18 protein-coding genes are annotated in these 20,547 nt (G+C 71.7%); 6 read left to right on the top strand and 12 right to left on the bottom strand.

Translation table 11 applies throughout. The features are described from left to right. Positions 1 to 231 precede the first annotated feature (231 nt). The 7 genes from ACY3FI_RS03465 to ACY3FI_RS03495 form a co-directional block, all read right to left on the bottom strand. Entirely contained in the window at positions 232 to 873 is a 642-nt protein-coding gene (locus ACY3FI_RS03465; RefSeq protein WP_462549355.1) for a response regulator, read from the bottom strand. Between the two features lie 11 nt (positions 874 to 884). Beyond that, on the bottom strand, positions 885 to 2,252 hold the full coding sequence (locus ACY3FI_RS03470; protein ID WP_462549356.1) for a sensor histidine kinase: 1,368 nt from the start codon (positions 2,250 to 2,252) through the stop codon (positions 885 to 887). Positions 2,253 to 2,465: 213 nt separating this feature from the next. Beyond that, complete coding sequence (locus ACY3FI_RS03475; protein WP_462549357.1) at positions 2,466 to 3,590, bottom strand: Gfo/Idh/MocA family protein; 1,125 nt, start codon at positions 3,588 to 3,590, stop codon at positions 2,466 to 2,468. Continuing rightward, positions 3,587 to 4,381: a ThuA domain-containing protein gene (locus tag ACY3FI_RS03480; protein ID WP_462549358.1), complete on the bottom strand. Its 795-nt coding sequence runs from the start codon at positions 4,379 to 4,381 to the stop codon at positions 3,587 to 3,589. Before ACY3FI_RS03480 ends, ACY3FI_RS03475 begins: the two co-directional genes overlap by 4 nt. Positions 4,382 to 4,431: 50 nt before the next feature. Next, the gene (locus ACY3FI_RS03485) at positions 4,432 to 5,322 is read right to left on the bottom strand and encodes a carbohydrate ABC transporter permease (protein ID WP_462549359.1); all 891 of its coding nucleotides are present in this window, start codon (positions 5,320 to 5,322) and stop codon (positions 4,432 to 4,434) included. After that, positions 5,319 to 6,269: a carbohydrate ABC transporter permease gene (locus ACY3FI_RS03490; protein ID WP_462549360.1), complete on the bottom strand. Its 951-nt coding sequence runs from the start codon at positions 6,267 to 6,269 to the stop codon at positions 5,319 to 5,321. Before ACY3FI_RS03490 ends, ACY3FI_RS03485 begins: the two co-directional genes overlap by 4 nt. Positions 6,270 to 6,331: 62 nt before the next feature. After that, positions 6,332 to 7,573 carry a sugar ABC transporter substrate-binding protein gene (locus ACY3FI_RS03495; protein WP_462549361.1) on the bottom strand — a complete coding sequence of 414 codons (1,242 nt, stop codon included), beginning with the start codon at positions 7,571 to 7,573 and terminating at the stop codon, positions 6,332 to 6,334. A 210-nt stretch (positions 7,574 to 7,783) separates the two neighbouring features. Here ACY3FI_RS03495 and ACY3FI_RS03500 point away from each other — a divergent pair, with 210 nt between their 5' ends. Further along, on the top strand, positions 7,784 to 8,794 hold the full coding sequence (locus tag ACY3FI_RS03500; RefSeq protein WP_462550397.1) for a LacI family DNA-binding transcriptional regulator: 1,011 nt from the start codon (positions 7,784 to 7,786) through the stop codon (positions 8,792 to 8,794). Positions 8,795 to 8,930: 136 nt separating this feature from the next. Here the strand turns inward: ACY3FI_RS03500 and ACY3FI_RS03505 are convergent, their stop codons facing one another. Both ACY3FI_RS03505 and ACY3FI_RS03510 read right to left on the bottom strand, forming a co-directional pair. Then, positions 8,931 to 9,086, bottom strand: coding sequence for a hypothetical protein (locus ACY3FI_RS03505; protein WP_462549362.1), 156 nt, complete (start codon positions 9,084 to 9,086; stop codon positions 8,931 to 8,933). 157 nt (positions 9,087 to 9,243) lie between these two features. After that, positions 9,244 to 9,690, bottom strand: coding sequence for a MarR family winged helix-turn-helix transcriptional regulator (locus ACY3FI_RS03510; protein WP_462549363.1), 447 nt, complete (start codon positions 9,688 to 9,690; stop codon positions 9,244 to 9,246). A gap of 122 nt (positions 9,691 to 9,812) precedes the next feature. Here ACY3FI_RS03510 and ACY3FI_RS03515 point away from each other — a divergent pair, with 122 nt between their 5' ends. Beyond that, complete coding sequence (locus ACY3FI_RS03515) at positions 9,813 to 10,796, top strand: AraC family transcriptional regulator (protein WP_462549364.1); 984 nt, start codon at positions 9,813 to 9,815, stop codon at positions 10,794 to 10,796. A gap of 114 nt (positions 10,797 to 10,910) precedes the next feature. On the opposite strand, the gene ACY3FI_RS03520 is transcribed toward ACY3FI_RS03515, so the two are convergent. Beyond that, positions 10,911 to 11,942 (bottom strand): LacI family DNA-binding transcriptional regulator, encoded by a 1,032-nt coding sequence (locus ACY3FI_RS03520; RefSeq protein ID WP_462549365.1) that lies wholly within the window; start codon positions 11,940 to 11,942, stop codon positions 10,911 to 10,913. A 147-nt stretch (positions 11,943 to 12,089) separates the two neighbouring features. Here ACY3FI_RS03520 and ACY3FI_RS03525 point away from each other — a divergent pair, with 147 nt between their 5' ends. Genes ACY3FI_RS03525 through ACY3FI_RS03540 form a run of 4 tightly spaced genes read left to right on the top strand, consistent with a single transcriptional unit; the run spans position 12,090 to position 17,873 of the window. After that, the gene (locus ACY3FI_RS03525; RefSeq protein WP_462549366.1) at positions 12,090 to 13,391 is read left to right on the top strand and encodes an ABC transporter substrate-binding protein; all 1,302 of its coding nucleotides are present in this window, start codon (positions 12,090 to 12,092) and stop codon (positions 13,389 to 13,391) included. 2 nt (positions 13,392 to 13,393) lie between these two features. Beyond that, positions 13,394 to 14,416, top strand: a complete 1,023-nt coding sequence (locus tag ACY3FI_RS03530; protein ID WP_462549368.1) for a carbohydrate ABC transporter permease — start codon at positions 13,394 to 13,396, stop codon at positions 14,414 to 14,416. After that, the gene (locus tag ACY3FI_RS03535; protein WP_462549369.1) at positions 14,416 to 15,309 is read left to right on the top strand and encodes a carbohydrate ABC transporter permease; all 894 of its coding nucleotides are present in this window, start codon (positions 14,416 to 14,418) and stop codon (positions 15,307 to 15,309) included. The genes ACY3FI_RS03530 and ACY3FI_RS03535 overlap by 1 nt, the downstream gene beginning before the upstream one ends. Then, positions 15,306 to 17,873, top strand: a complete 2,568-nt coding sequence (locus ACY3FI_RS03540) for a glycoside hydrolase family 3 N-terminal domain-containing protein (protein WP_462549370.1) — start codon at positions 15,306 to 15,308, stop codon at positions 17,871 to 17,873. The genes ACY3FI_RS03535 and ACY3FI_RS03540 overlap by 4 nt, the downstream gene beginning before the upstream one ends. A gap of 209 nt (positions 17,874 to 18,082) precedes the next feature. On the opposite strand, the gene ACY3FI_RS03545 is transcribed toward ACY3FI_RS03540, so the two are convergent. Beyond that, positions 18,083 to 19,357, bottom strand: a complete 1,275-nt coding sequence (locus tag ACY3FI_RS03545; protein WP_462549371.1) for an alpha/beta hydrolase — start codon at positions 19,355 to 19,357, stop codon at positions 18,083 to 18,085. Positions 19,358 to 19,452: 95 nt separating this feature from the next. Continuing rightward, positions 19,453 to 20,514, bottom strand: a complete 1,062-nt coding sequence (locus tag ACY3FI_RS03550) for a sodium:calcium antiporter (protein ID WP_462549372.1) — start codon at positions 20,512 to 20,514, stop codon at positions 19,453 to 19,455. Between the last annotated feature and the right edge of the window lie 33 nt (positions 20,515 to 20,547).

Genomic DNA, 20,547 nt, shown 5'->3' on the forward strand with positions numbered 1-20,547 from the left:
GATCACTTCCGTCGTGGCTCGGCGCGGTTTCGGCGCATCGCTGCGGGTCGTGTCCCCGCGCTGGCTTCGTCTCACATGGGTGGTCCGCTGGGTCTCGCAGTGAGCGTGCGTCGTACGGACGCGCCTGGCGCAGTCGCTGTCCGCCGAGCTGCGCGGTCGATTCGGCCGACGCGGCGCGCCGACTGGCGACCCGTCGTCGGCGGAGGGTGTGCGCGGCGACGACGGAATCGCTCACCAGCCGTGGTCGCGGGCCCAGAGTGCGGCACTCGTCCGGTCGGCGACCCCGATCCGACGGAACAGCGAGCCGACGTGCACCTTGACGGTCCGCTCGGCGATCCCGAGCTCGGTGGCGATCTGCCGGTTCGACAGGCCGCGTGCGATCCGGTCGAGCACGTCGCGCTCCCGCGGCGGCAGGTCCGGACCACGGTCCGCCGCAGCGACGGCCGCAGCGGCGTCCATCCGCGCGGGGGTCCGTGGAACCGCTCCGGGCAGAAGGGCCCGGGCGACGCGGGGATCGACCGGGGTCTCGTCGCGGGCCGTCGACCGGACGGCGGCGACGACGTCCTCGGGCGCTGCGTCCTTGAGCAGGTACCCGGTCGCCCCGGCCGTCAGGGCCGCACGCACCCGGTCGTCGTCCGAGAACGTGGTGAGGACGAGCACCCGCACGTCGGGCATCGCGGCGCGCAGCCGACGGGTGGCCTCCACACCGCCGGCACCCGGCATCGAGAGGTCCATCACGACGACGTCCGGGCGGAGCGCGGGAGCGGCCTCGACGGCCTCCTCCCCGGTTGCCGCCTCGCCGACGACCTCGCAGTCCGTCGTCGTCCCGAGCACGGCGCGGAGCCCCTGCCGGACGAGCGCGTGGTCGTCCACGAGCAGCACCCTCACCGCAGCGCCTCCGTCCGCGCCGGCAGCGTCAGCTCCCACACCGTCCCGGCGTCCGGCGCGGTGCCCAGGGACAGCGAGCCGCCGGTGTCCTCGGCGACCTCGCGCAGCAGGGTCGTGCCGAGGTGCCCGGACCGCGGCGGGCCGTGCAGGATCGCCGGGTCGAACCCGGAGCCGTCGTCGGCGACGGTCACGACGAGGTCCGCCCCGTCCGCCCGGACCCCGACGTCGATCCGGGTCGCGTGCGCGTGCTTCACGGCGTTCCAGACCGCCTCACGGACGAACCGCACGACCGCGGTACGCGCATCGGGGGAGGCGTCGACGACCTCGGGCACGTCGAGGACGACCGCGACCCCGGCGGCCCGGGCACGGGCGCACGCATCGTCGAGCGCGGCGTCGACGCCGTCCCGCTCGGGGGCGACCGGGCGGATCGTGGCCATCGACGTCCGGAGCGAGGACACCGCGCGGCGCAGGGTCTCGGCGGCTGCCCGGGTCTCCGGCACCGCCCCGAGCGACAGCGCGAGGCCAGCGACGTCCTGCACGGGACCGTCGTGCAGCTCGGCGGCGAGGCGTCGGCGCTCCGCGGTCTCCGCGTCGAGCGCACGCCCGAGCAGCCGTTCCCGGAGCCGTTGCCCCGAGCGGATCCGGACGAGCAGCCAGAGCAGCAGCGGCACGAGAAGCACGAGCACGACGCCGACCGTGCCGAACGCCAGCGCGGCGAACGCGGCCCGGAGGTCGGCGGCCCGCGCGAGGACCTGGTCGTACGGCCGGTACGCCTCGAACAGCAGCGGTTCGCCGGACGGCGTGTGCACCGCCTGGTACGCCTCGAGCAACGGCCCGTGGCCCCGTTCGTAGCGGTTCTCCGGCTCGTCGAGGTCCGACACCTCGGCGTCGGAGCGGTCGCTGCGGAGGGCCTCGAGGTCGTCCTCGGAGAGCGGGAAGCGCTCGCCGACCAATCGGGGCTCGTCCGACCAGAGCACCGTGCCGTCGGCGGCCCAGAGCTTCATCCGGACGGTCGACCCCGCGCGGCGTTCCCCGGCGAGGGCGTCGTCGAGTCGGGCGCGTGCGGCCACCCGCGCTCCCGGGTCGTCGCCCGAGACGGCGTCCTCGAGCGCGGGCTCGACGACCACGCGGGCGAGTGCCGCGGTGTCGCTCGTGGCGTCCCCGACGGCGAACGACTCGGCGACGCGCTGCGCGACGAGGGTGCCGGCGGTGGCCACGGCCGCGCCGCCGAGGACCGCGGCGACGACGACACCGGCGAGGACGCGTCGCCAGGGGGTTCGTCCCACGCGTCGCCGGGGGTCGGCGGCCACGAGCACGACGGGTGCCGGGCGTGCCCCGCTGTCCGACGACCGTTGTCCGTGCACGGTGCCAACCTAACCCGAGCGGGCGCAGCGGGCGTGACCTCACGCGCTCAGCGACACCTCACGCCCGAGCCGGGCCGTGAAGTGTCGCTGAGCGCGTGGAGTGGGGGACCGGCAGACGGGCGAGTCCCGCCGGGTCGTGGGGGCGACCACACGACGGACGGGAGGCGCGGTGCCAGCTGGCACCGCGCCTCCCGTCCGCCGTGTGGTCCGGTCTCAGGCGACCGGCGCGCGGTCCGCGGTGGTCGCCGCGAGCACCTCGCGCACCGAGCTCCACCCGGCCAGCCGCTCCCGCACCGCCTCGTCCCGCTCGTCCGCGAGGGCCGTCGCATGCGCCTGCTCGAGCACCTCGTCGATGACGATCCGCTGCCCGCTCCGGGCGGAGGCGATCGCCGCGTCGACCATCACCAGGCTCATCACGTTGCCGTGCACCTCGCCGTCGGGGACCTGCCCGGTCCGCACGGCCCGGACGAACGACGCGAGCGCGCCCGCGATCTCCTGACCGACCCCGGGTGCGGCGTCCGGGGTGCCCGGCGTGCCGTCGAGGTCGCTCGACGGGTCGTGGTCGCCGTCCCAGAGCGCGGTGCCGTGCGGGCCGGACGCCCGCCAGTCGCCGTTCCAGGACGTCTCCGCCCCGGGGGCGCACCACGAGCCGTCGTAGACGTAGCGGACGTCGTCCTCGAACGCGAAGACGGCCGCGGCGGCGGCGTCACCGCGGTACCAGGACCAGGACGGGTTCCACGACTCGCAGTAGACCGAGACGGGTTCGCGTTCGAGCACGTAGCGCGCCGAGTCGAACGCGTGGATCGCCATGTCGAGCAGCAGGACGTCGTCCATCTCCTCGCGGAAACCGCCGAAGTGCGGGGCCTTCGCGAAGCGTGTGCTCAGGCCGCCGACGCCCCCGAGACCGCGGACGTGCTGCCGGAAGGCGACGAGCTGGTCGTTGTACCGACGCGACTGGCTCACCATGAACAGCTTGCCGCTGACCTCCGCCGCCGCCGCGAGGGAGAGCGCCTCGGCGACCGTCTGCGCCGCGGGCTTCTCGCCGAGGACCGGCAGTCCCGCGCCGAGCGCCGCGACCGTGACGGGGTGGTGCGCGACGGGCACGGTGATGTCGAGGACCGCCTCGGCACCCGTCTCGGCGGCGAGGGCGGTGACGTCGGTGCCGACCGGGATCGACGGGTCCCCGGCGACGGCGGCACCGGCGCGGGCGGCGTCGAGGTCGAGGTCCACGACGCCGACGAGCTCGACGTCGGGGTCCGCGGCGACGGTCGCGAGCCAGGCCCGGCCCATGCCGCCCGCGCCGACCTGCACGACGCGCAGGGGGGCGTGGTCGGTCATGCCGGGACCTCTTCGTCGACGGGCGCGTCGTCGAACGGGCCGCGGTAGTGCTGGCCGTCGTGGTACTCGCCGAGGTCGTACCGGCGGAGGGTCGGCAGCTCGCGCTCCCGCTCCGGCCGCGCCCACTCGGCGCCGTTCGCCACGACCCGGCGGACGTCCGGGTGGTGGTACACCGGGAAGTCCTGGTCGCCGGGCGAGAAGTAGAAGATCTTCCCGAAGCCGCGGCGGTAGGTCATGCCGCTCCGGAACACCTCGCCGCCGGTGAACCCGGAGATGAAGATCAGCTCGTCGGGGGTCGGCACGTCGAAGTACTCGCCGTACATCTCCTGCTCGGGGATGACGATGGGGTTCGGGACGCCGCGGGTGATCGGGTGCTGCGGGTTCACGGTCCAGACGAGCTCCTGGTCGTGCTCGCTCCGCCAGCGCAGCGTGCACGTCGTGCCCATCAGCTTGCCGAAGATCTTCGACCAGTGACCGGAGTGCAGGACGACCAGGCCCATGCCGGACAGCACGTGCTTGTGCACCCGGTCGACGACGGCGTCGTCCACGTCGGCGTGCGCGGCGTGACCCCACCAGGTCAGGACGTCGGTCTCGGCGAGCACCGCGTCGGTCAGGCCGTGCTCGGGCTCCTGCATGGTCGCGGTGCGGACGACGGCGTCCGGCAGGTTCTCGCGGATGCCGTCGGCGATCGCGCCGTGCATGCCGTCCGGGTAGCGCTCGGCGACGTGCTGCTCGACCTGCTCGTGGACGTTCTCGCCCCAGACGGTGATGCGCAGCGGGGTGTCGGTCATGGTGTGCCTCTCTGAGGGATGGTTCGTGCCGGGGTTCGTCGGGGGCGTCGTCACTTGACGGCCCCGCCGAGCGCTCCGGCCGAGATGTAGCGCTGGGCGACGATGAGGAGGACGGCGGCCGGCAGCGATGCCAGCACGGACGTCGCCATCACGGGCCCCCAGTCGGTGACGTTCGAGCCGATGTAGTTGTAGATGCCGAGCGTGATCGGGCGGACCGCGTCGGTGGAGGTCAGGGTGAGCGCGATGAGGAAGTCACCCCAGGCCCCGAGGAACGTGAACAGCGCCGCGGTGACGATGGCGTTCCGGCTGATCGGCAGCACGATCGACACGAAGGCCCGCAGGTCGCTCGCGCCGTCGACCTGCGCCGCCTCCACCAGGCTCGGCGGGATGGACTCCATGAACGCCCGCATCAGGAGCACCGCGAAGGGGACCTGCACGGCGCTGTCCGCGAGGATCAGGCCGAGGTAGCTGTTCAGCAGCCCGACGTTGTTGAACAGTGTGTAGAGGGCGTTCGCGATCACGATGCCCGGGACCATCTGCGTGATGAGCAGCACGAGCAGGAACGCCCGGGTGCCGCGCATCCGGAAGCGCGCCAGCCCGTAGGCCGCCGGGGTCGCGATCACGAGCGTGAGGACCACCGTGCCGAGGCCGATGATCATGCTCGAGACGAAGTTCTGCCCCTGCTGCGCGAACGCCGCGCGGTACCCGGCGAACGTCGGGCTCCACGGGAACCACGTGGCCGTCGCGGCACCAGAGGTGGCCTGCAGGCTCGTGTTCACCATCCAGTAGACGGGGAAGACCATGATCGCCAGGAACACGATCCCGAGGATGGTGAAGGGGATGCCCTTGACCGAGCGCCGCGGTCGGCGGCTGCCCTCGCGTCGGGCCGTGGTGATGGTGCGCGTCGCGGTGACGGTGGTGCCTGCGAGTCCGACGCTCATTCGTCGACCGCCTTCCTGGAGATCACGATGTAGACCATCGCGAAGACGAACGAGACGACGATGAGCACGTTGCTCACGGCGGCGCCGATGCCGAACTGGAAGTTGATGAACGACTGGTGGTACGCGTTCGTGGCGAGGGTCTGGGTGGAGTTCGCGGGGCCGCCGCCGGTCAGGCCGAGGATGGTGTCGACGACCTTCAGCGTGTAGACGACCCCGAGCACGATCACGACGCTGACCACCGACCGGATGCTCGGCCAGGTGATGTACCAGAACGCCTTGAATCCCGTGGCGCCGTCGAGCGAGCCGGCTTCGTAGAGCTCCGGCGGCACCGACTGCAGGCCGCTGTAGAGGATGGTCGTGTTGAACGGGATGCCGAGCCAGACGTTGACGCCGATCACGGCGATGAGCGCGAGGCTCGGGCTCACCAGCCACGGCACCGGGCCGATGCCGAAGGCGCCGAGCAGCTGGTTCAGCGCGCCGCTGTCCTGGTCGAGCAGCCACTTCCAGACCGCGCTCGACGCGATCAGCGGCAGCAGCCACGGCAGCAGCAGGAGCCCGCGGAGGAAGCCCGACAGCGGGAAGTGCCGCCGGAAGAACAGCGCCAGGCCGAGGCCGATGACGAACTGCAGGACGATCGAGCCCGCGGTGAAGAGGGCCGTGTTCACCACGCTCGTCGTGAAGACGGCGCTCTGGAACACCGCGATGTAGTTGGCGAGTCCCACCCACGGGGCCTCGCCCGTGAAGAAGGTCTTGGTGGTGTAGTCCTGGAAGGACATCACGATGTTCTTCACCACGGGGTAGCCGAAGAAGACGGCCACGAACAGTGCTGCCGGGACGACGAACGCCCAGCGGGTGATGCCGGTGCGGACGCGGGCGCGTCGCTGACCGGGGCGGACGGGGGCCGCGGGCGTCGTCGCCCGGGGCCGGATCTGTGTCGATGCACTCACGGTGTGGTCCTTTCCCGTGCGGTCACGGGAGCCGGTCGCGCAGGCGGCCGGCTCCCGGACCACTACTGGTCCTGCGACTGGGCCTGCTTCAGGGCCTGCTCGGGGTCGGCCTTGCCGGTGAGGGCGAGTTGGACGGCGGTGTAGATCTTCGTGGCGGCCTTGGGCCAGTCCGGTCCGAGCTCACCGGTGCGGGCACGGGCCGTCTGCACGGTCGTCACGAACGAGGCGACGTCGGCGTGGTCCTTCGCCCACGCCTTGCCGACCTCGATGTTGGTCGGGACGTTGCCGCTGACGCCGGCGAGGACCGCCTGCATCTTGTCGTTGTTGAGGCACCCGACGAACTTGCCGGCGAGCTGCATCTTGTCCTTGTCGCCGGTCTGCGGGACGGTGAACGCCTCGCCGCCGAGCGGGGCGACGGTCTCGGAGCCGGTGCGCGTCGGGATCGGGACGCTGTCGAACTCGAGGTTCTTGGCCTCCTTGAGCGCCGGCAGCTGCCACGGGCCGTTGATCATCATCGCGGCCTTGCCGGCGATGAACTGGTTGTTGACGTCGGCCTGGGCCCAGTTGATCGAGCTCTTCGACAGCGATCCGTCGTCCTGCAGGTCCTTGACGAGCTGCAGCGCCTGGGTGGCCTCGGGCGTCGCGATGTCCTTCTCGTCGCCGCCGTTCGACCAGAAGAAGGGCAGGAACTGCCAGGTGCCCTCGTAGGTGTTGATGTTGCTCATCGCGAAGCCGTACGTCGAGCCCTTGGTGAGCGTCTTCGCGGCGGCCTTGAGCTCGTCCCACGTCTTCGGGGGCTGGACGCCGGCGTCCGCGAGCAGCTTCTTGTTGTAGTACAGCGCGATCGAGTTCGTGTTGGGTTGCAGGCCGTAGAGCTTGCCCTCGTACGTGTTCGCGCCCTTCACGCCCGGGACGTCGTCGTCCGCGTCCAGCTTGTAGTCCGCGAGGTCCGACAGGGCCCCGGAGGCGGCGATCTGCTGCACGTCCGGGTTGTCGAGCATGAGCACGTCGGGCAGCGTCCGCGACGACGCCTGCTGCAGCACCTTCGAGATGAGCCCGGCACCGGCGACGTGGTTGATCTTCACCGAGACGCCGACGTCCTTCGCGCACTGCTGGTAGACGGCGTCGTAGTTCTCGGCGTAGTAGTCCTCGATCGTGAGGGTCTTGCTGCCGCCGCCACCGCCGGACGAGGCGGCGCCGGAGCCGGAGCACCCGGCCAGGACGAGGGGGACCGTTGCGGCGATCGCCGCTGCGCCCATCAGGGCACGGGTCCGGCGGGACGTGGAGCGGGAACCAGGCTTCATCGACTGCTCTTCTCTTCGCGGATGCGGGGGAGGACGCGGTGTGACGACTCCGGTGACGTCGTCGTCGCGGTGGTCCTGGGGCGAGAAGCTAACAGAAAAGCGCTTCACCTGTAAAGCGCTTTTCTGGTTTCATCGCGGGTCTATGCTGAGGCTCGCCGCGGGTGTCGCGGCAGTTCGACGACGGGTGCCCGAGGAGGCGACGTGGCCACGATGCAGCAGGTCGCCGACCGCGCCGGTGTCTCGATCGCGACCGTCTCCTTCGTCGTGAACGGCACGAAGTACGTCACCCCGGCGACGACCGCGAAGGTCACCGCGGCGATGCGCGAGCTGAAGTTCCGCGGCAACGTCGTCGCCCGGGCGCTGGCGAGCCGTCGGACCCGGATCATCGCGCTGCTCTTCCCGACGACGGGCAACCGCTTCAGTCCGACGACGTCCGAGTTCTTCATGAGCGCCGCGGAGCGTGCGTCCGAGCGCGGGTACCACCTCGTGCTCTGGCCCGTCGACCCCGCGGGGGACGACCTCGACGACCTCGTGTCCGGCGGACTCGTCGACGGCGTCGTGCTCATGGAGGTCCGCATGGACGACCCGCGCGTCGTCAAGCTGTCCGAGCTCGGCGTCCCGTTCACGCTCATCGGACGCACCCGTGACAGCAGCGGCCTGCCGTTCGTCGACATCGACTTCGAGACGACGATCGAGGACGGCCTCGACCACCTCGCGGACCTCGGCCACCGACGGTTCGGCCTCGTGCTCGAGAACCTCGAGGGCACGCCGATGGCCGGGTACGCGCCACACCTGCGCGTCGAGCAGACCTTCGCGCGGTCGATCGCCGAGCGCGGGTACGCCGGCAGTGTCGTCTACGCCGGTCCCGGGAGCGAGGGCGGGCGCGACGCGGCCCGACGCCTGCTCGACGAGGACCCGGACGTGTCAGCGGTCCTCGTGATGAAGGACGACTCGTCGGCGGGGCTGCTCGTCGGCCTGTTCGACGCCGGGCGACGCGTGCCGGCCGACGTCTCGGTGCTCAGTGTCGCGTCGTCCGCCGCTGCGGGGGACCAGCACTACCCGCGGCTGTCGACGATGATCGCTCCCGGTCGTGAGCTCGGCGTGCGGGCGGCGGACGCCCTCATCGACCAGCTCGACGGCACCTCCGCCGACCTGCCGCACTTCCTGCTGCCGTGCGTGCTGCGCACCGCGGAGTCGGTCGCTCCCGCCGCTGCGCGCTGAGGCGTCCGTCCGCGGTGCGGACCGGTCCGTGCGGAACGGTGTGCGCAGTCGCTGACGGCGACCCGTCACGCACGGGAGGCGCGGTGCCAGCTGGCACCGCGCCTCCCGTCCGTCACTGCGGTCGCGTCCACCTGCGTCAGCGGCGACGCGGGTCTCGCGCGGTGTCCGTGAAGAAGTCGTCGTAGACGGCGGCCGTCTCCTGCAGATCGCCGAACTTCCACCGCTTCCGCATGCGACGGAACGTCTCGATGCGCACCGGGTCGACTCCCTGTGCTGACTCGTACTTGCCCATCTTCCCTCCCTGGGTACCGCGGCCCCCGATCGGGGGCATTCGTTGCCGACGCTACGGACCCGGTGGCGACGCGTCCGGCAAGATAGGTAGGGAAGTTACGTAACTGCGCATGATGGACAAACCGCCGGAGGGGTTCGTGCGCGCCCGTACTCTGCCGTCAGGGAGTCGGTGCGCCGTGCTCCAGGGCCTCGATCACCTGGTCGATGACCTTGACGTACTTCGTCCGCTCCCGTTCCGAGAAGGAGGACAAGAGCTCGTGCAGGTGCTCGTTCGTGCTGTCCATGGCGCTGGCGTACGCCCGTTCGGTGTCCTCCGTCAGCTCGATGAACCGACTGCGGCCGTCGTCGGGGTTCGGCACGCGGCACAGGTGTCCCGCCCGCTCCAGACGATCGACCGTGCCGGTCACCGCCGGACCGGTCAGGCCGAGGTGTTCGGACAGGTCCTTCACGCGGACCGATCGCTCGGCCGCGGCCGCCCGGGCCACGAACTGCAGCACCGTGAGGTCGGCGCCACTGATCCCGAGGCGTTCTCGCAGACGGCCGCGCAGCGCGCCCATCGCGGCTTCGAGCCGTGTGAGCGCGGCGGTGAGGTCGATCTCGCTCACGTGGTCGCCCCTTCCCTGCTGTCCGGTCCGGCGCAACGATACGCCGCACCCTCCCCCCGACCTTATCCAGATAACGAAGACGTGTTCGCGAACGGGACAGACCGGAACCGGGAGGTGGGGGCATGAGCGACCTGATCGACGACTGCTTCGAGGCCGACAGCCGCCCGGTCCCCGTCCGTTTCGAGCTCGCCGGGCGGCGACCCGAGGACGCGCTCCGCGACCTCGCGGGCGTCTACGCCGGGCGGCGCTGGTCCGCCTCGGCGACCACCGAACCGTTCGAGTACCGCTACACCGCGCTCGGTGACTCGGACGTCACCATCCGCCGGTCGCAGATGCACGGCTCGGTCACCGGCTTCGTACCCGCCGGGGGCGACTACGTCATCACGTGGATCAGCGTCGGCACGGGCACGCTCGACGTCCTCGGGGAGCGCTGGCCGATGGCGCTCGAGACCCCCGTGCTCTTCCCGACCGACCAGGAGTTCGCGTTCACCACCGCGGACTACGACCAGCGGCTCGTGCACTTCGACCGCGCCTACGTGCGCCGCATCGCCGAGGCCCGTCAGCCGCTCGACGACCGGGAGCTGCGCTTCGACCACCGCCGGGAGCCGGACGAGCAGACCGCCCGTCGGTGGCAGGGGGCGCTGACCGGCCTCGCGCGCGCGCTGCGGGTCGGTGGCCCGGAGTCGGCCGCGTGGCACGAGGCCAAGGCGACCGCCGCCAGCGTCTTCCTCGACCTGTTCCCGTCGCACACGGACGACCTGCCCGCGGTGCTCGGCCTGCCCCGGAACGCCCGGCTCCGGGCCGCGGTGGAGTACATCGAGGCCCACGCGGCTGAGGTCGTCACCATCCAGGACCTCTCGGCGGCGTCGGGCCTCAGCGTCCGCAGCGTGCAGGAGTCGTTCCGGCGCGTCTTCGACGTCTCGCCGCTCACCTACCTGCGGCACGTCCGACTCGACCGCGTCCGCGAGGAGCTCCTGCTGTCGGGGCCGCAGGCCGGGGCCGTCGGCGACGTCGCGCGGCGCTGGGGCTTCGCGCACCTCGGGCGGTTCTCGGCGGCGTACGCGGCGCGCTTCGGGGAGTACCCGAAGGAGACGCTGCGGCGCTGACGGACCGTGCCGGCGGCTCGGTGTCCGCGCTCGCGCGGCGGCACCGGCCTCGGCGATCCGGCGGCGGCACCCGGCACCGGCGATCCAGCGGGCCTCCGCCCGGAGGCCGTCCGGTCAGGCCGTCGGCGCCGGACCCGTGCTGCGCCGGACGCGGAGCGTCGTCGCGAGCCGGACGTGGTCGGGCGCGGAGTCACCGCGGAGCATCGCGAGGAGCATCTCGACCGCTTGCGCCCCGAGTTCCGCGAGCGGCTGCACCACGGTCGTGAGCGGTGGCGTCGTGGTGGACGCCTGCGGCACGTCGTCGAACCCGACGACCGACAGGTCCTCGGGCACGCGCAGCCCGAGCTCGGCAGCGGCGCGGAGCACGCCGAAGGCCGACGAGTCGTTCGCCGCGAACACCGCCGTCGGTCGGTCCGGGCCCGCGAGCAGCTCCCGCGCGACCGCGGCCGACTGGTCCTCCTGGTAGCCGCCGTCGCGGAGGAGTCGCTGGTCGAACGGGATCCCGGCGGATGCGAGCGCGGTGCGGTACCCGGCCTCGCGGAGCTGCGCCGACGCCAGGTCGGCGCGGCCGTGCAGGTGGGCGATCCGGGTGTGCCCGAGGCCGATGAGGTGCTCGACCGCGAGCACGGCACCGCCCTCGTTGTCGGCGTCCACGGTGGCGTGCCCCTCAGGGCCGGTGTGCGGGTCGATCGCGACGACGGGGATCGAGGTGCTCGACATCGCGCTGGTCGGGGTGACGACGATGGCGCCGTCGATGAGCGTGCCGGACAGCCGGGAGAGCGAGCGACGTTCCCAGCCCGGGCGGTCGACGCCGGTGAGGAGTCCGGCGTAGGCGAGGAGCTCGTACCCGGTGCCGGTCGTGGCGCTCGAGATCCCGCGGAGCAGCTCGGTGGAGAACGGTTCGAACTCGGTGACGAGGATGCCGATCACGCCGGTGCGGGAGCTGCGCAGGCTGCGGGCGACCAGGGACGTCTCGTAGCCGAGGTCCTCGACGACCTGCTGCACGCGGAGCATCGTGGCGGGGGCGACGCCGTCGCGCTGGTTGATCACCTTCGACACCGTGGGGATCGACACCCCCGCCACGCGCGCGACGTCCGCGATCGTGACCCGGCCGGCACCGGGACGCGTTCCGAGTGCCGTGTCCATGTGCACACCGTACCGCTGCGGTCATGCCTCGAACGGTAAAGAAAACGTTATCGATATCGATTGACAAGTCCATGGACCGCCTGGCACGCTCTCCGCAGCGGCACCCGATGTCGCTGCGAGTCAACGACGACACACAGGAGTTCCACGATGACGAGGAAGATCCGTGCCGCGGCAGCCATCGCGCTGGTCGGGGCGACAGCACTGGTGGCCGCCGGCTGCTCCGCAGGCAGCGATGCCGCGAACGGCGACGGGAACGGCAAGGTCACGATGACCTTCTGGCACAACTCCACCACCGGACCGGGCAAGGCCTACTGGGCCGACACCGTGAAGGCGTTCGAGGACAAGTACCCGAACGTCACCATCAAGGTCCAGGCGATCCAGAACGAGGACCTGGACGGCAAGCTCCAGACCGCCCTGAACTCCGGCGACGGCCCGGACATCTTCCTGCAGCGTGGCGGCGGCAAGATGGACGCGATGATCGCCGCCGGGCAGCTCATGGACATCTCCGACTCCATCAGCGCCGACGCGAAGCAGTCCATCAGCAAGGGCACCTTCTCGGGCTACGAGAAGGACGGCAAGACCTACGCGATGCCGGGCGCCGTGCTCCCCGAGGGCATCTGGTACTCGAAGGACCTCTTCAAGCAGGCCGGCATCGAGGGCACCCCGACCACGATGGACGAGTTCAACGACGACGTCTCGAAGCTCAAGGCAGCGGGCATCGACCCGGTCGCCGTCGGCGCCAAGGACGCCTGGCCCGCCGCGCACTGGTACTACAACTTCGCGCTCCGCGAGTGCAGCGAGAAGACGCTCACCGACACCGCGAAGTCGCTGAAGTTCGACAACGCCTGCTGGACCAAGGCGGGCGAGCAGCTCGAGGACTTCAACAAGACCGAGCCCTTCAACCAGGGCTTCCTCACCACCGCCGCCCAGCAGGGCGCCGGCAGCTCGGCCGGTCTCCTCGCGAACCACAAGGCCGCCATGGAGCTCATGGGTGCCTGGGACCCGGGCGTGATCTCCTCGCTCACCCCGGACCAGAAGCCGCTGGCCGACCTCGGCTGGTTCCCGTTCCCGACCATCGACGGCGGCAAGGGTGACCCCAAGTCGATGATGGGTGGCGTCGACGGCAACTCCTGCTCGGCGAAGGCCCCGAAGAAGGCGTGCACCGACTTCCTCAACTTCATCGTGCAGAAGAACAACCAGGAGGCCTACTACAAGGCGTTCCAGTCCATCCCGGTGAACAAGGACGCGCAGGGCGTCGTCGACGCCGACTACCTGAAGTCGGCCCTCGCCGCCTACCAGGAGGCCCCGTTCGTCTCGCAGTACCTCGACACCCTGTACGGCCAGAACGTCGGCAACGCGCTGAACACCAGCGTGGTCGACCTGCTCGCCGGCAAGGGCAGCGCGAAGGACATCGTCGAGACCACCAACCAGGCCGCGGCCAAGGGCTGATCATGGCGCTCGACACCTCCCTCGGCACGACCCCGGCGAAGGCGTCGGGCAGCGCATCCGGCCCGTCGACGGCGGGGAGCGGCGCACCGCTCCCCGCCGCCCGGCGGACCGCCAAGCGCGTCGCGGACTGGCGCAAGCGCGTCGAGATCGCGGTCCTCGCCGGACCCGCGGTGATCGTCTTCGTGACGTTCGTCATCCTGCCGGTGGCGCTCGCCGCCTACTACGGCTTCTACAAGTGGCAGGGCTACGGTCCGCCGACCGACTTCGTCGGACTGCAGAACTACCTCATCATCTTCCAGGACAAGGCCTTCCAGTCGGTCCTCATGCACAACGGGTTCATTGTCGTGATGTCGCTCGTGCTGCAGGGCCCGATCGCGATCGTGCTGGCGCTCCTGCTCAACCAGAAGATGCACGGCCGCGGGCTCATCCGCGTCCTGGTCTTCGTCCCCTACGTCATCTCCGAGGTCATCGTCGGCACCGGGTGGAGCCTGATGCTCCAGTCGAACGGTGCGGTGAACGACCTGTTCCAGAGCATCGGGCTCGGCGGGCTCCGTCAGGACTGGCTGTCCAACCCGGACATCGCGATCTGGAGCCTGCTCGCGATCATCTCGTGGAAGTACATCGGCTTCGCGGTGATCCTCTTCCTCGCCGGTCTGCAGTCGATCCCCGAGGAGCTGTTCGAGGCGGCGGCGATCGACGGCGCGAGCTACTGGCAGATCCAGCGCCGCATCACGCTCCCGCTGCTCGGCCCGACGATCCGCATCTGGGCCTTCCTGTCGATCATCGGCTCCCTGCAGCTGTTCGACCTCGTCTACATCATCTGGGGTCAGTACATCTCCTCGACCGCAGGCACCTCGACCATGGCGACGTACATGGTCGCCAACGGGCGGACCTCGGGCAACTTCGGCTTCGGCAGTGCCGTCGCGGTGGTCATGTTCGTGATCTCGCTCGCGGTCGCCCTCGTCTACCAGCACTTCGTGCTCCGTCGCGACACCGCGGGCGCACTCACCGAGAGGAAGAACTGATGGCGATCACGAGTGCCACCACCAACCTCGTCGCACCCGGTCGCCGCGGTGCCCGGGCGCGGAAGTCCGGGGCAGCCCTCGGCCAGGCGAACCCGCTGACGTACGTCGTCGCGGTGCTGTTCGTCGCCGCGAACCTCGCCCCGGTGCTCTACATCGTGCTGGGCGGGTTCCGGACGAACTCGCAGATCACGACGAGCCCAGCGGGCCTGCCGGCACCCTTCCAGTTCGGCAACTACGGCAGCGTGCTCTCCAGCGGCATCTTCTGGCAGCAGCTCGGCAACTCGACGATCAGTGCCCTGAGCACCACGCTCGGCGTCGTCGTGCTCGGGCTCATGGTGAGCTTCGTGCTCGCCCGCTACCACTTCAAGGGACGCGGCGCGGTGTACGCCCTGTTCGCCGCCGGTCTGATGTTCCCCATCACCGTCGCGATCACGCCGCTGTACCTGCTCGTCAAGGACCTCGGCCTGACGAACAGCTTGGCCGGCGTGATCCTGCCGCAGATCGCCTTCGCCCTGCCGACGACGGTCATCATCCTGGTGCCGTTCCTCCGGGCGATCCCGGACGAGCTCGAGGAGGCGGCGTCGATCGACGGCGCGAGCCGGCTCGGGTTCTTCTTCCGGATGATCGTGCCGCTGTCGCTGCCGGGCGTCGTCACCGTCGGCATCCTGGCGTTCATCGGCAGCTGGAACAGCTACATCCTGCCGCTGTTCATCCTCAACAACGAGGCCAGCTACACGCTCCCGCTCGGCGTGCAGGCGTTCTCGTCGCAGTACTCCGTCGACACGGCGAAGGTGCTCGCGTTCACCTCGATGTCGATGATCCCGGCGCTCGTGTTCTTCACGATCTTCCAGAAGCGGATCGTCGGCGGCCTGACCGGGGCGGTGAAGGGGTGACGACGACGGACGCGACGCGGTCCGCCGGGCGCGAGCCGCGCCTCCCGGCCGAGTCGACCACGCTGACCGAGGCGAGTGAGACCGCGACCGCAGCCACCGCGACCGAGACCGCGACCGCAGCCGCCGCGACCGCGACCGGCGGCGACCGCGTCACCGCCCTCCTCGGCGCGATGACTCTCGAGGAGAAGGCGGCGCAGCTCGTCGGCTACTGGCTCGACCAGGACGGCGTCGTCGCCCCGATGCAGGGCGAGATGGCGGCCGTCCAGGACGGCGACACCCTCGCCGACGTCACCCGCCACGGCCTCGGGCAGTACACCCGCGTCTACGGCACCCGCCCGGTCGAACCCGACGAGCGGGCAGCGTGGCTCTGGGCGGAGCAGCGCCGCCTGAAGCGCGAGACGCGCCTCGGGATCCCGGCCCTCGTGCACGAGGAGTGCCTCACCGGCCTCGCCGCGTGGAAGGCCGCCACGTTCCCGACCCCGCTCGCGTGGGGTGCCTCGTTCGACCCGGAGCTCGTCGAGCTGGTCGGCGCGGCGATCGGCGGCTCGATGCGGCAGCTCGGCGTGCACCAGGGGCTCGCGCCCGTGCTCGACGTCGTCCGCGACCCCCGCTGGGGGCGGGTCGACGAGTGCATCGGCGAGGACCCGTACCTCGTCGGCACGGTCGGCACCGCCTACGTGCGCGGGGTGCAGAGCGCCGGCGTCGACGCGACGCTGAAGCACTTCCTGGGCTACTCCGGTTCGCAGGCGGGACGGAACCACGCCCCCGTGCACGCCGGACCGCGCGAGGTCGCCGACGTGTTCCTGCCGCCCTTCGAGATGGCGCTGCTCGACGGCGGCGCCCGCAGCGTGATGAACTCGTACGCCGAGGTCGACGGGGTGCCCGTGGCCGCGAACGGCGAGCTGCTCACCGGGTTGCTGCGCGACCGGCTCGGCTTCGACGGCACGGTCGTCGCGGACTACTTCTCGGTCGCGTTCCTCGAGGTCATGCACGGCATCGCGGCGGACCGTGGCGAGGCCGCGGCGCTCGCGCTCGAGGCCGGCATCGACGTCGAGCTGCCGACCGGCGACGCCTACCTCGCACCGCTCGTCGACCGCGTCCGGTCGGGGGCGTTCGACGAGGCGTTCGTCGACCGTGCGGTGGAACGGGTGCTCCGCCAGAAGGAGCGCCTCGGCCTGCTCGACCCCGAGGTGTTCGAGGACGAGCCGCCGACCGGCATCGACCTCGACACCCCGGAGCATCGGCAGCTCGCCCGTCGGCTGGCGACCGAGTCGCTCGTGCTCCTGTCCAACGACGTCCCGGCGACACGGACCGGGGCCGCCGACGAGCCCACGGACCGGACTGCCGCCGGGGACGAGGGCGACGGCGGGCCGGTCCTGCCGCTGCGTCCCGGTTCCTCGGTCGCGGTCATCGGCCCGAACGCTGACCGCGCCGAGGCGCTGCAGGGGTGCTACTCGTTCGCGAACCACGTGCTCGCGTCGCACCCCGACCTGCCGCTCGGGTTCGCGATCCCGACGGTCCGCGAGGCCGTCGCCGCCGCCCTCGGTCCCGCGTCCGTCCGGTTCGCCGCCGGCTGCGCGGTCACCGGCACCGACCGCGGCGGGTTCGCCGACGCGGTCGCCGTCGCGGAGGCGTCCGACGTCGCCGTGGTCGTCGTCGGCGACCAGGCCGGGCTGTTCGGCCGCGGCACCGTCGGCGAGGGCAACGACACCGAGTCCCTCGACCTCCCGGGCGTGCAGCGCGAGCTCGTCGAGGCCGTCGTGGCGACCGGGACGCCGACGGTCGTCGTGCTCCTCACCGGTCGCCCGTACGCGATCGGCTGGGCGCTCGACGGCGACCACGCCCGACCCGCGGCGGTCGTGCAGGCGTTCTTCCCGGGGGAGGGCGGTGGCCTCGCGGTCGCCGACCTGCTCACCGGGGCCGCCTCGCCCTCCGGCCGCCTGCCCGTCTCGCTCCCGCGGTCGGCCGGCGCGCAGCCCTACGGGTACCTGCACCCGCGCCTCGGTGGTCCGTCGGACGTCACGGCCGCGGACTCCACCCCGGTGCGGCCGTTCGGGTTCGGTCTCGGGTACACCTCGTTCGCGTACGAGGACCTGACGGTCGACGAGTCGGTCACGACCGACGGCACGTTCACGGCGTCGGTGACGGTCCGGAACACCGGGGACCGCGACGGCGTCGAGGTCGTGCAGCTCTACGGTCACGACGTGCACGCCACGATCACCCGTCCCGAGGTGCAGCTCCTCGGCTACGCGCGTGTCCCGCTCGCCGCGGGCGAGGCGCGACGGGTGCGCTTCGCGGTGCCGGTGCAGCGCTTCGCGTTCACCGACCGGCGGATGCGCAAGGTGGTCGAGCCCGGCGACGTGCAGGTCTGGGTCGCGTCGCACGCCGCGGCGTCCCGTCCTGGAGGCGCGGTGCAGACGGGTGGGATCGTCGCCTCCGGCGACGGTCCGGTGCGACACCCCGTGCCCGGGTCCGCGACGGAGCGTGCGGTCGTGCGGGTGACCGGCGCGGTCCACGAGGTCACCACAGCGGACCCGCGGCGCGTGGAGTGGGCCCTGGTCTGACGGCAGACCCGATGACGGGAGGCGCGGTGCGGGTCGGCACCGCGCCTCCCGTCCGTCGCGTGGGCGGCTGCCCGTCCGCGTCCGCCGGTGCGACTCCACGCGCTCAGCGACACCTCACGGGCCGGCCTGGCCGTGAGGTGTCGCTGAGCGCGTGGGGTGGTGCGGCCGTTTCGCCGCCCGGGTGGGCCGCCCGGGTAGGCCGGCCGGCGTCAGAGGTCGACGCGGGGGAGCAGCCAGGCGATGCCGGCCGCGAGGGCGGTGCCGGCCGTGTGCCAGTCGTGCCCGCTGTCCGGCACCCGGTACTCGGTGACCGAGATGCCCGCACGTCGCGCGGCCGCCACGACCTCGGTCTGCTGTGGCCCGTAGCGGGAGTCGTCCGCGCCGACACCGAAGAAGGCCGCGGTCGACCGGTACGGCGCGTTCCGGGCGAGCACCCGTGCCGGTTGTGCCGCCGCGTACGCCGAGGCATCGCCCTGGAAGCCGAGGCGGACGGTCTCGTCGCGGTCGCCGAGCGTCGGACCCCGCTGTCCGGACACGTCGATGAACGACCCGAACAGGTCCGGGAACCCGGCACCGAGCTGCACGGCGCACGTCCCGCCCTGCGAGAAGCCGCTCACCGCCCAGTCCGCGGCGTGCTGCTCGACGTGCAGGTGGGTCCGGATCCACGCCGGGACGTCCCGGGTGAGGTAGCTCCGACTGTTGCCGAGCGGACCGTCGACGCACATCGGGTTACGCGTCGCCTCGCCGAGCTGGTCCGGCATCACGACGATCGGCGCGAGCCCGTGGTGCGCCGCGGCGAGCCGGTCGAGCCGGTCGGCCATCCGCCCCGCCTCCACGATGTTCGACGGCGCGGCGCCCGGACCCTGGCCGGAGAGCATGAGCACCACGGGGAGTCGGGGTGCATGCCGGACCAGGGCGGCCGGCGGCAGCCAGACGATGCCGGGCCGGGCGGGGAAGTGCGAGGTCTCCCCGGGGATGTGCACCGATCCGACCCGTCCGTGCCGCGGCAGGTCCGACGGCGATCGCCACGTCGCCGCGTCGGCGTCGACGTCGGCCGGTGCGGGGTCGTCCGGCAGGTGGAGCGCCGGGACGTGCGACCGGCCGAGCGCGTCGGCGACGGTCGGGAAGAGCCCGGTGTCCCGGTTCACGGCGAGCCCGGCGGCGACGACCGAGACGACCACGAGTCCTGCCGCTGCGACCCGTCCGGATCGGGTGCCGCGCACGAGGACGACCACGGCCACCGCGACGAGGGCGAACGCGACGCCGACCCAGATGCGGACCACCCAGGACGGTGAGACCTCGAGCACGTCGAGCACGTCGCCGAGCCACCACGAGACCAGCCCGCCGACCACCGCGCCGACGACGACCGCCACCAGGAGGGCACGCCAGGTCCGACGGGCCAGGACGGCGACCAGCACCACGACGGCGACGAGGACGGCGTCCGCGGCGGCGAGCAGCCAGCCGGCGAGCAGGGGCAACGTCATGGTGACCGATCGTCCACGGAACGCGGTCCGCGCACGACCGTCCGGCAGATGATCGACGGTGGCCGATCGGCCACGAGTACCGACCGACCGGCTGCCTACGACAGCGAGATGGCGACCAGGCCGCCGACCCCGGCGAGGTAGAGCAGCACCACCACGAACGAGTCGACGCCCATGCCGGCGATGCGCTTCTGCGGCCGGAACACCAGCCCGACGGCGTACACGACCGTGAGGAGCGCGGCCACCGCGGTGAGGTAGATGTCGCTCGCGTTCGCCTGCGGCAGGACGGCCTTGCCCGAGATGAGCGTGGCGACGAGGAACAGCACCGGCAGGAAGGCGTTCCCGCCGAAGATGTCGCTGATGGCCAGGTTGTCGTCGCCCTGCTTGACCGCCTGCAGGCCCGTGGAGATCTCGGGCAGGCTCGTGGCGAGCGCGAGGACGGTCGCGCCGAACAGCACCCCGGACAACCCGATCTGCGACGAGGCGGCGTCGCCGGCCCGTTCGAGCACGACACCCGCGACGAGGGTGGCGAGGGCGGACAGGGCGAACACGATCGACGCCTTCACGGTGCTCATCTTCGCGACGGGCTTCCGGGTCCGGTGTCCGTGCGGCTGCGGGACGGTCGTGTCCGGTGCAGCGCCGGACTGGTGCCAGGGCAGGCCCTTGCCGGCGCGCTGGACGAGGAACAGGCCGACGACCCAGATCGCGGCGATGAGGACGACGTCCGGGGTGAGCCGCAGCGCGATCAGGCCGGGCGGGAGCTGGCTGCCGGCGATGACGACCGCGAGCACCGCGACGACGACGACCGCCTCGAGCACGAGCCCGAGCGAGGCCGCGCGGTAGGTGATCGGCTTGACGCCCTTCCCGCGCCGGCCGAACGCGTCGAGGATCACGATGACGACCGTCTGCAGGGCGATGCCGCCGAGGATGTTGCCGGCCGCGACCTCGATCGAACCGGACGCGGCGGCGCTGACGGTGATCGCGATCTCGGGCAGGTTCGTCGCGACGGCGAGCACGATCAGCCCGCCGAGCGCACTGCCGAGGTGCAGGCGGTCGTCGAGCACGTCGGTCGTCTTCGAGAGCTGGATGCCGGCGACCCAGATCACGGCGGCACCCGCGACGAAGATCACCACGAGGAGCCAGAGCGGCAACGATTCCATGTTGCGAGATCGAACTCCCACGGTGCCGACAGT

This window comes from Curtobacterium sp. RM9 (assembly GCF_054956955.1).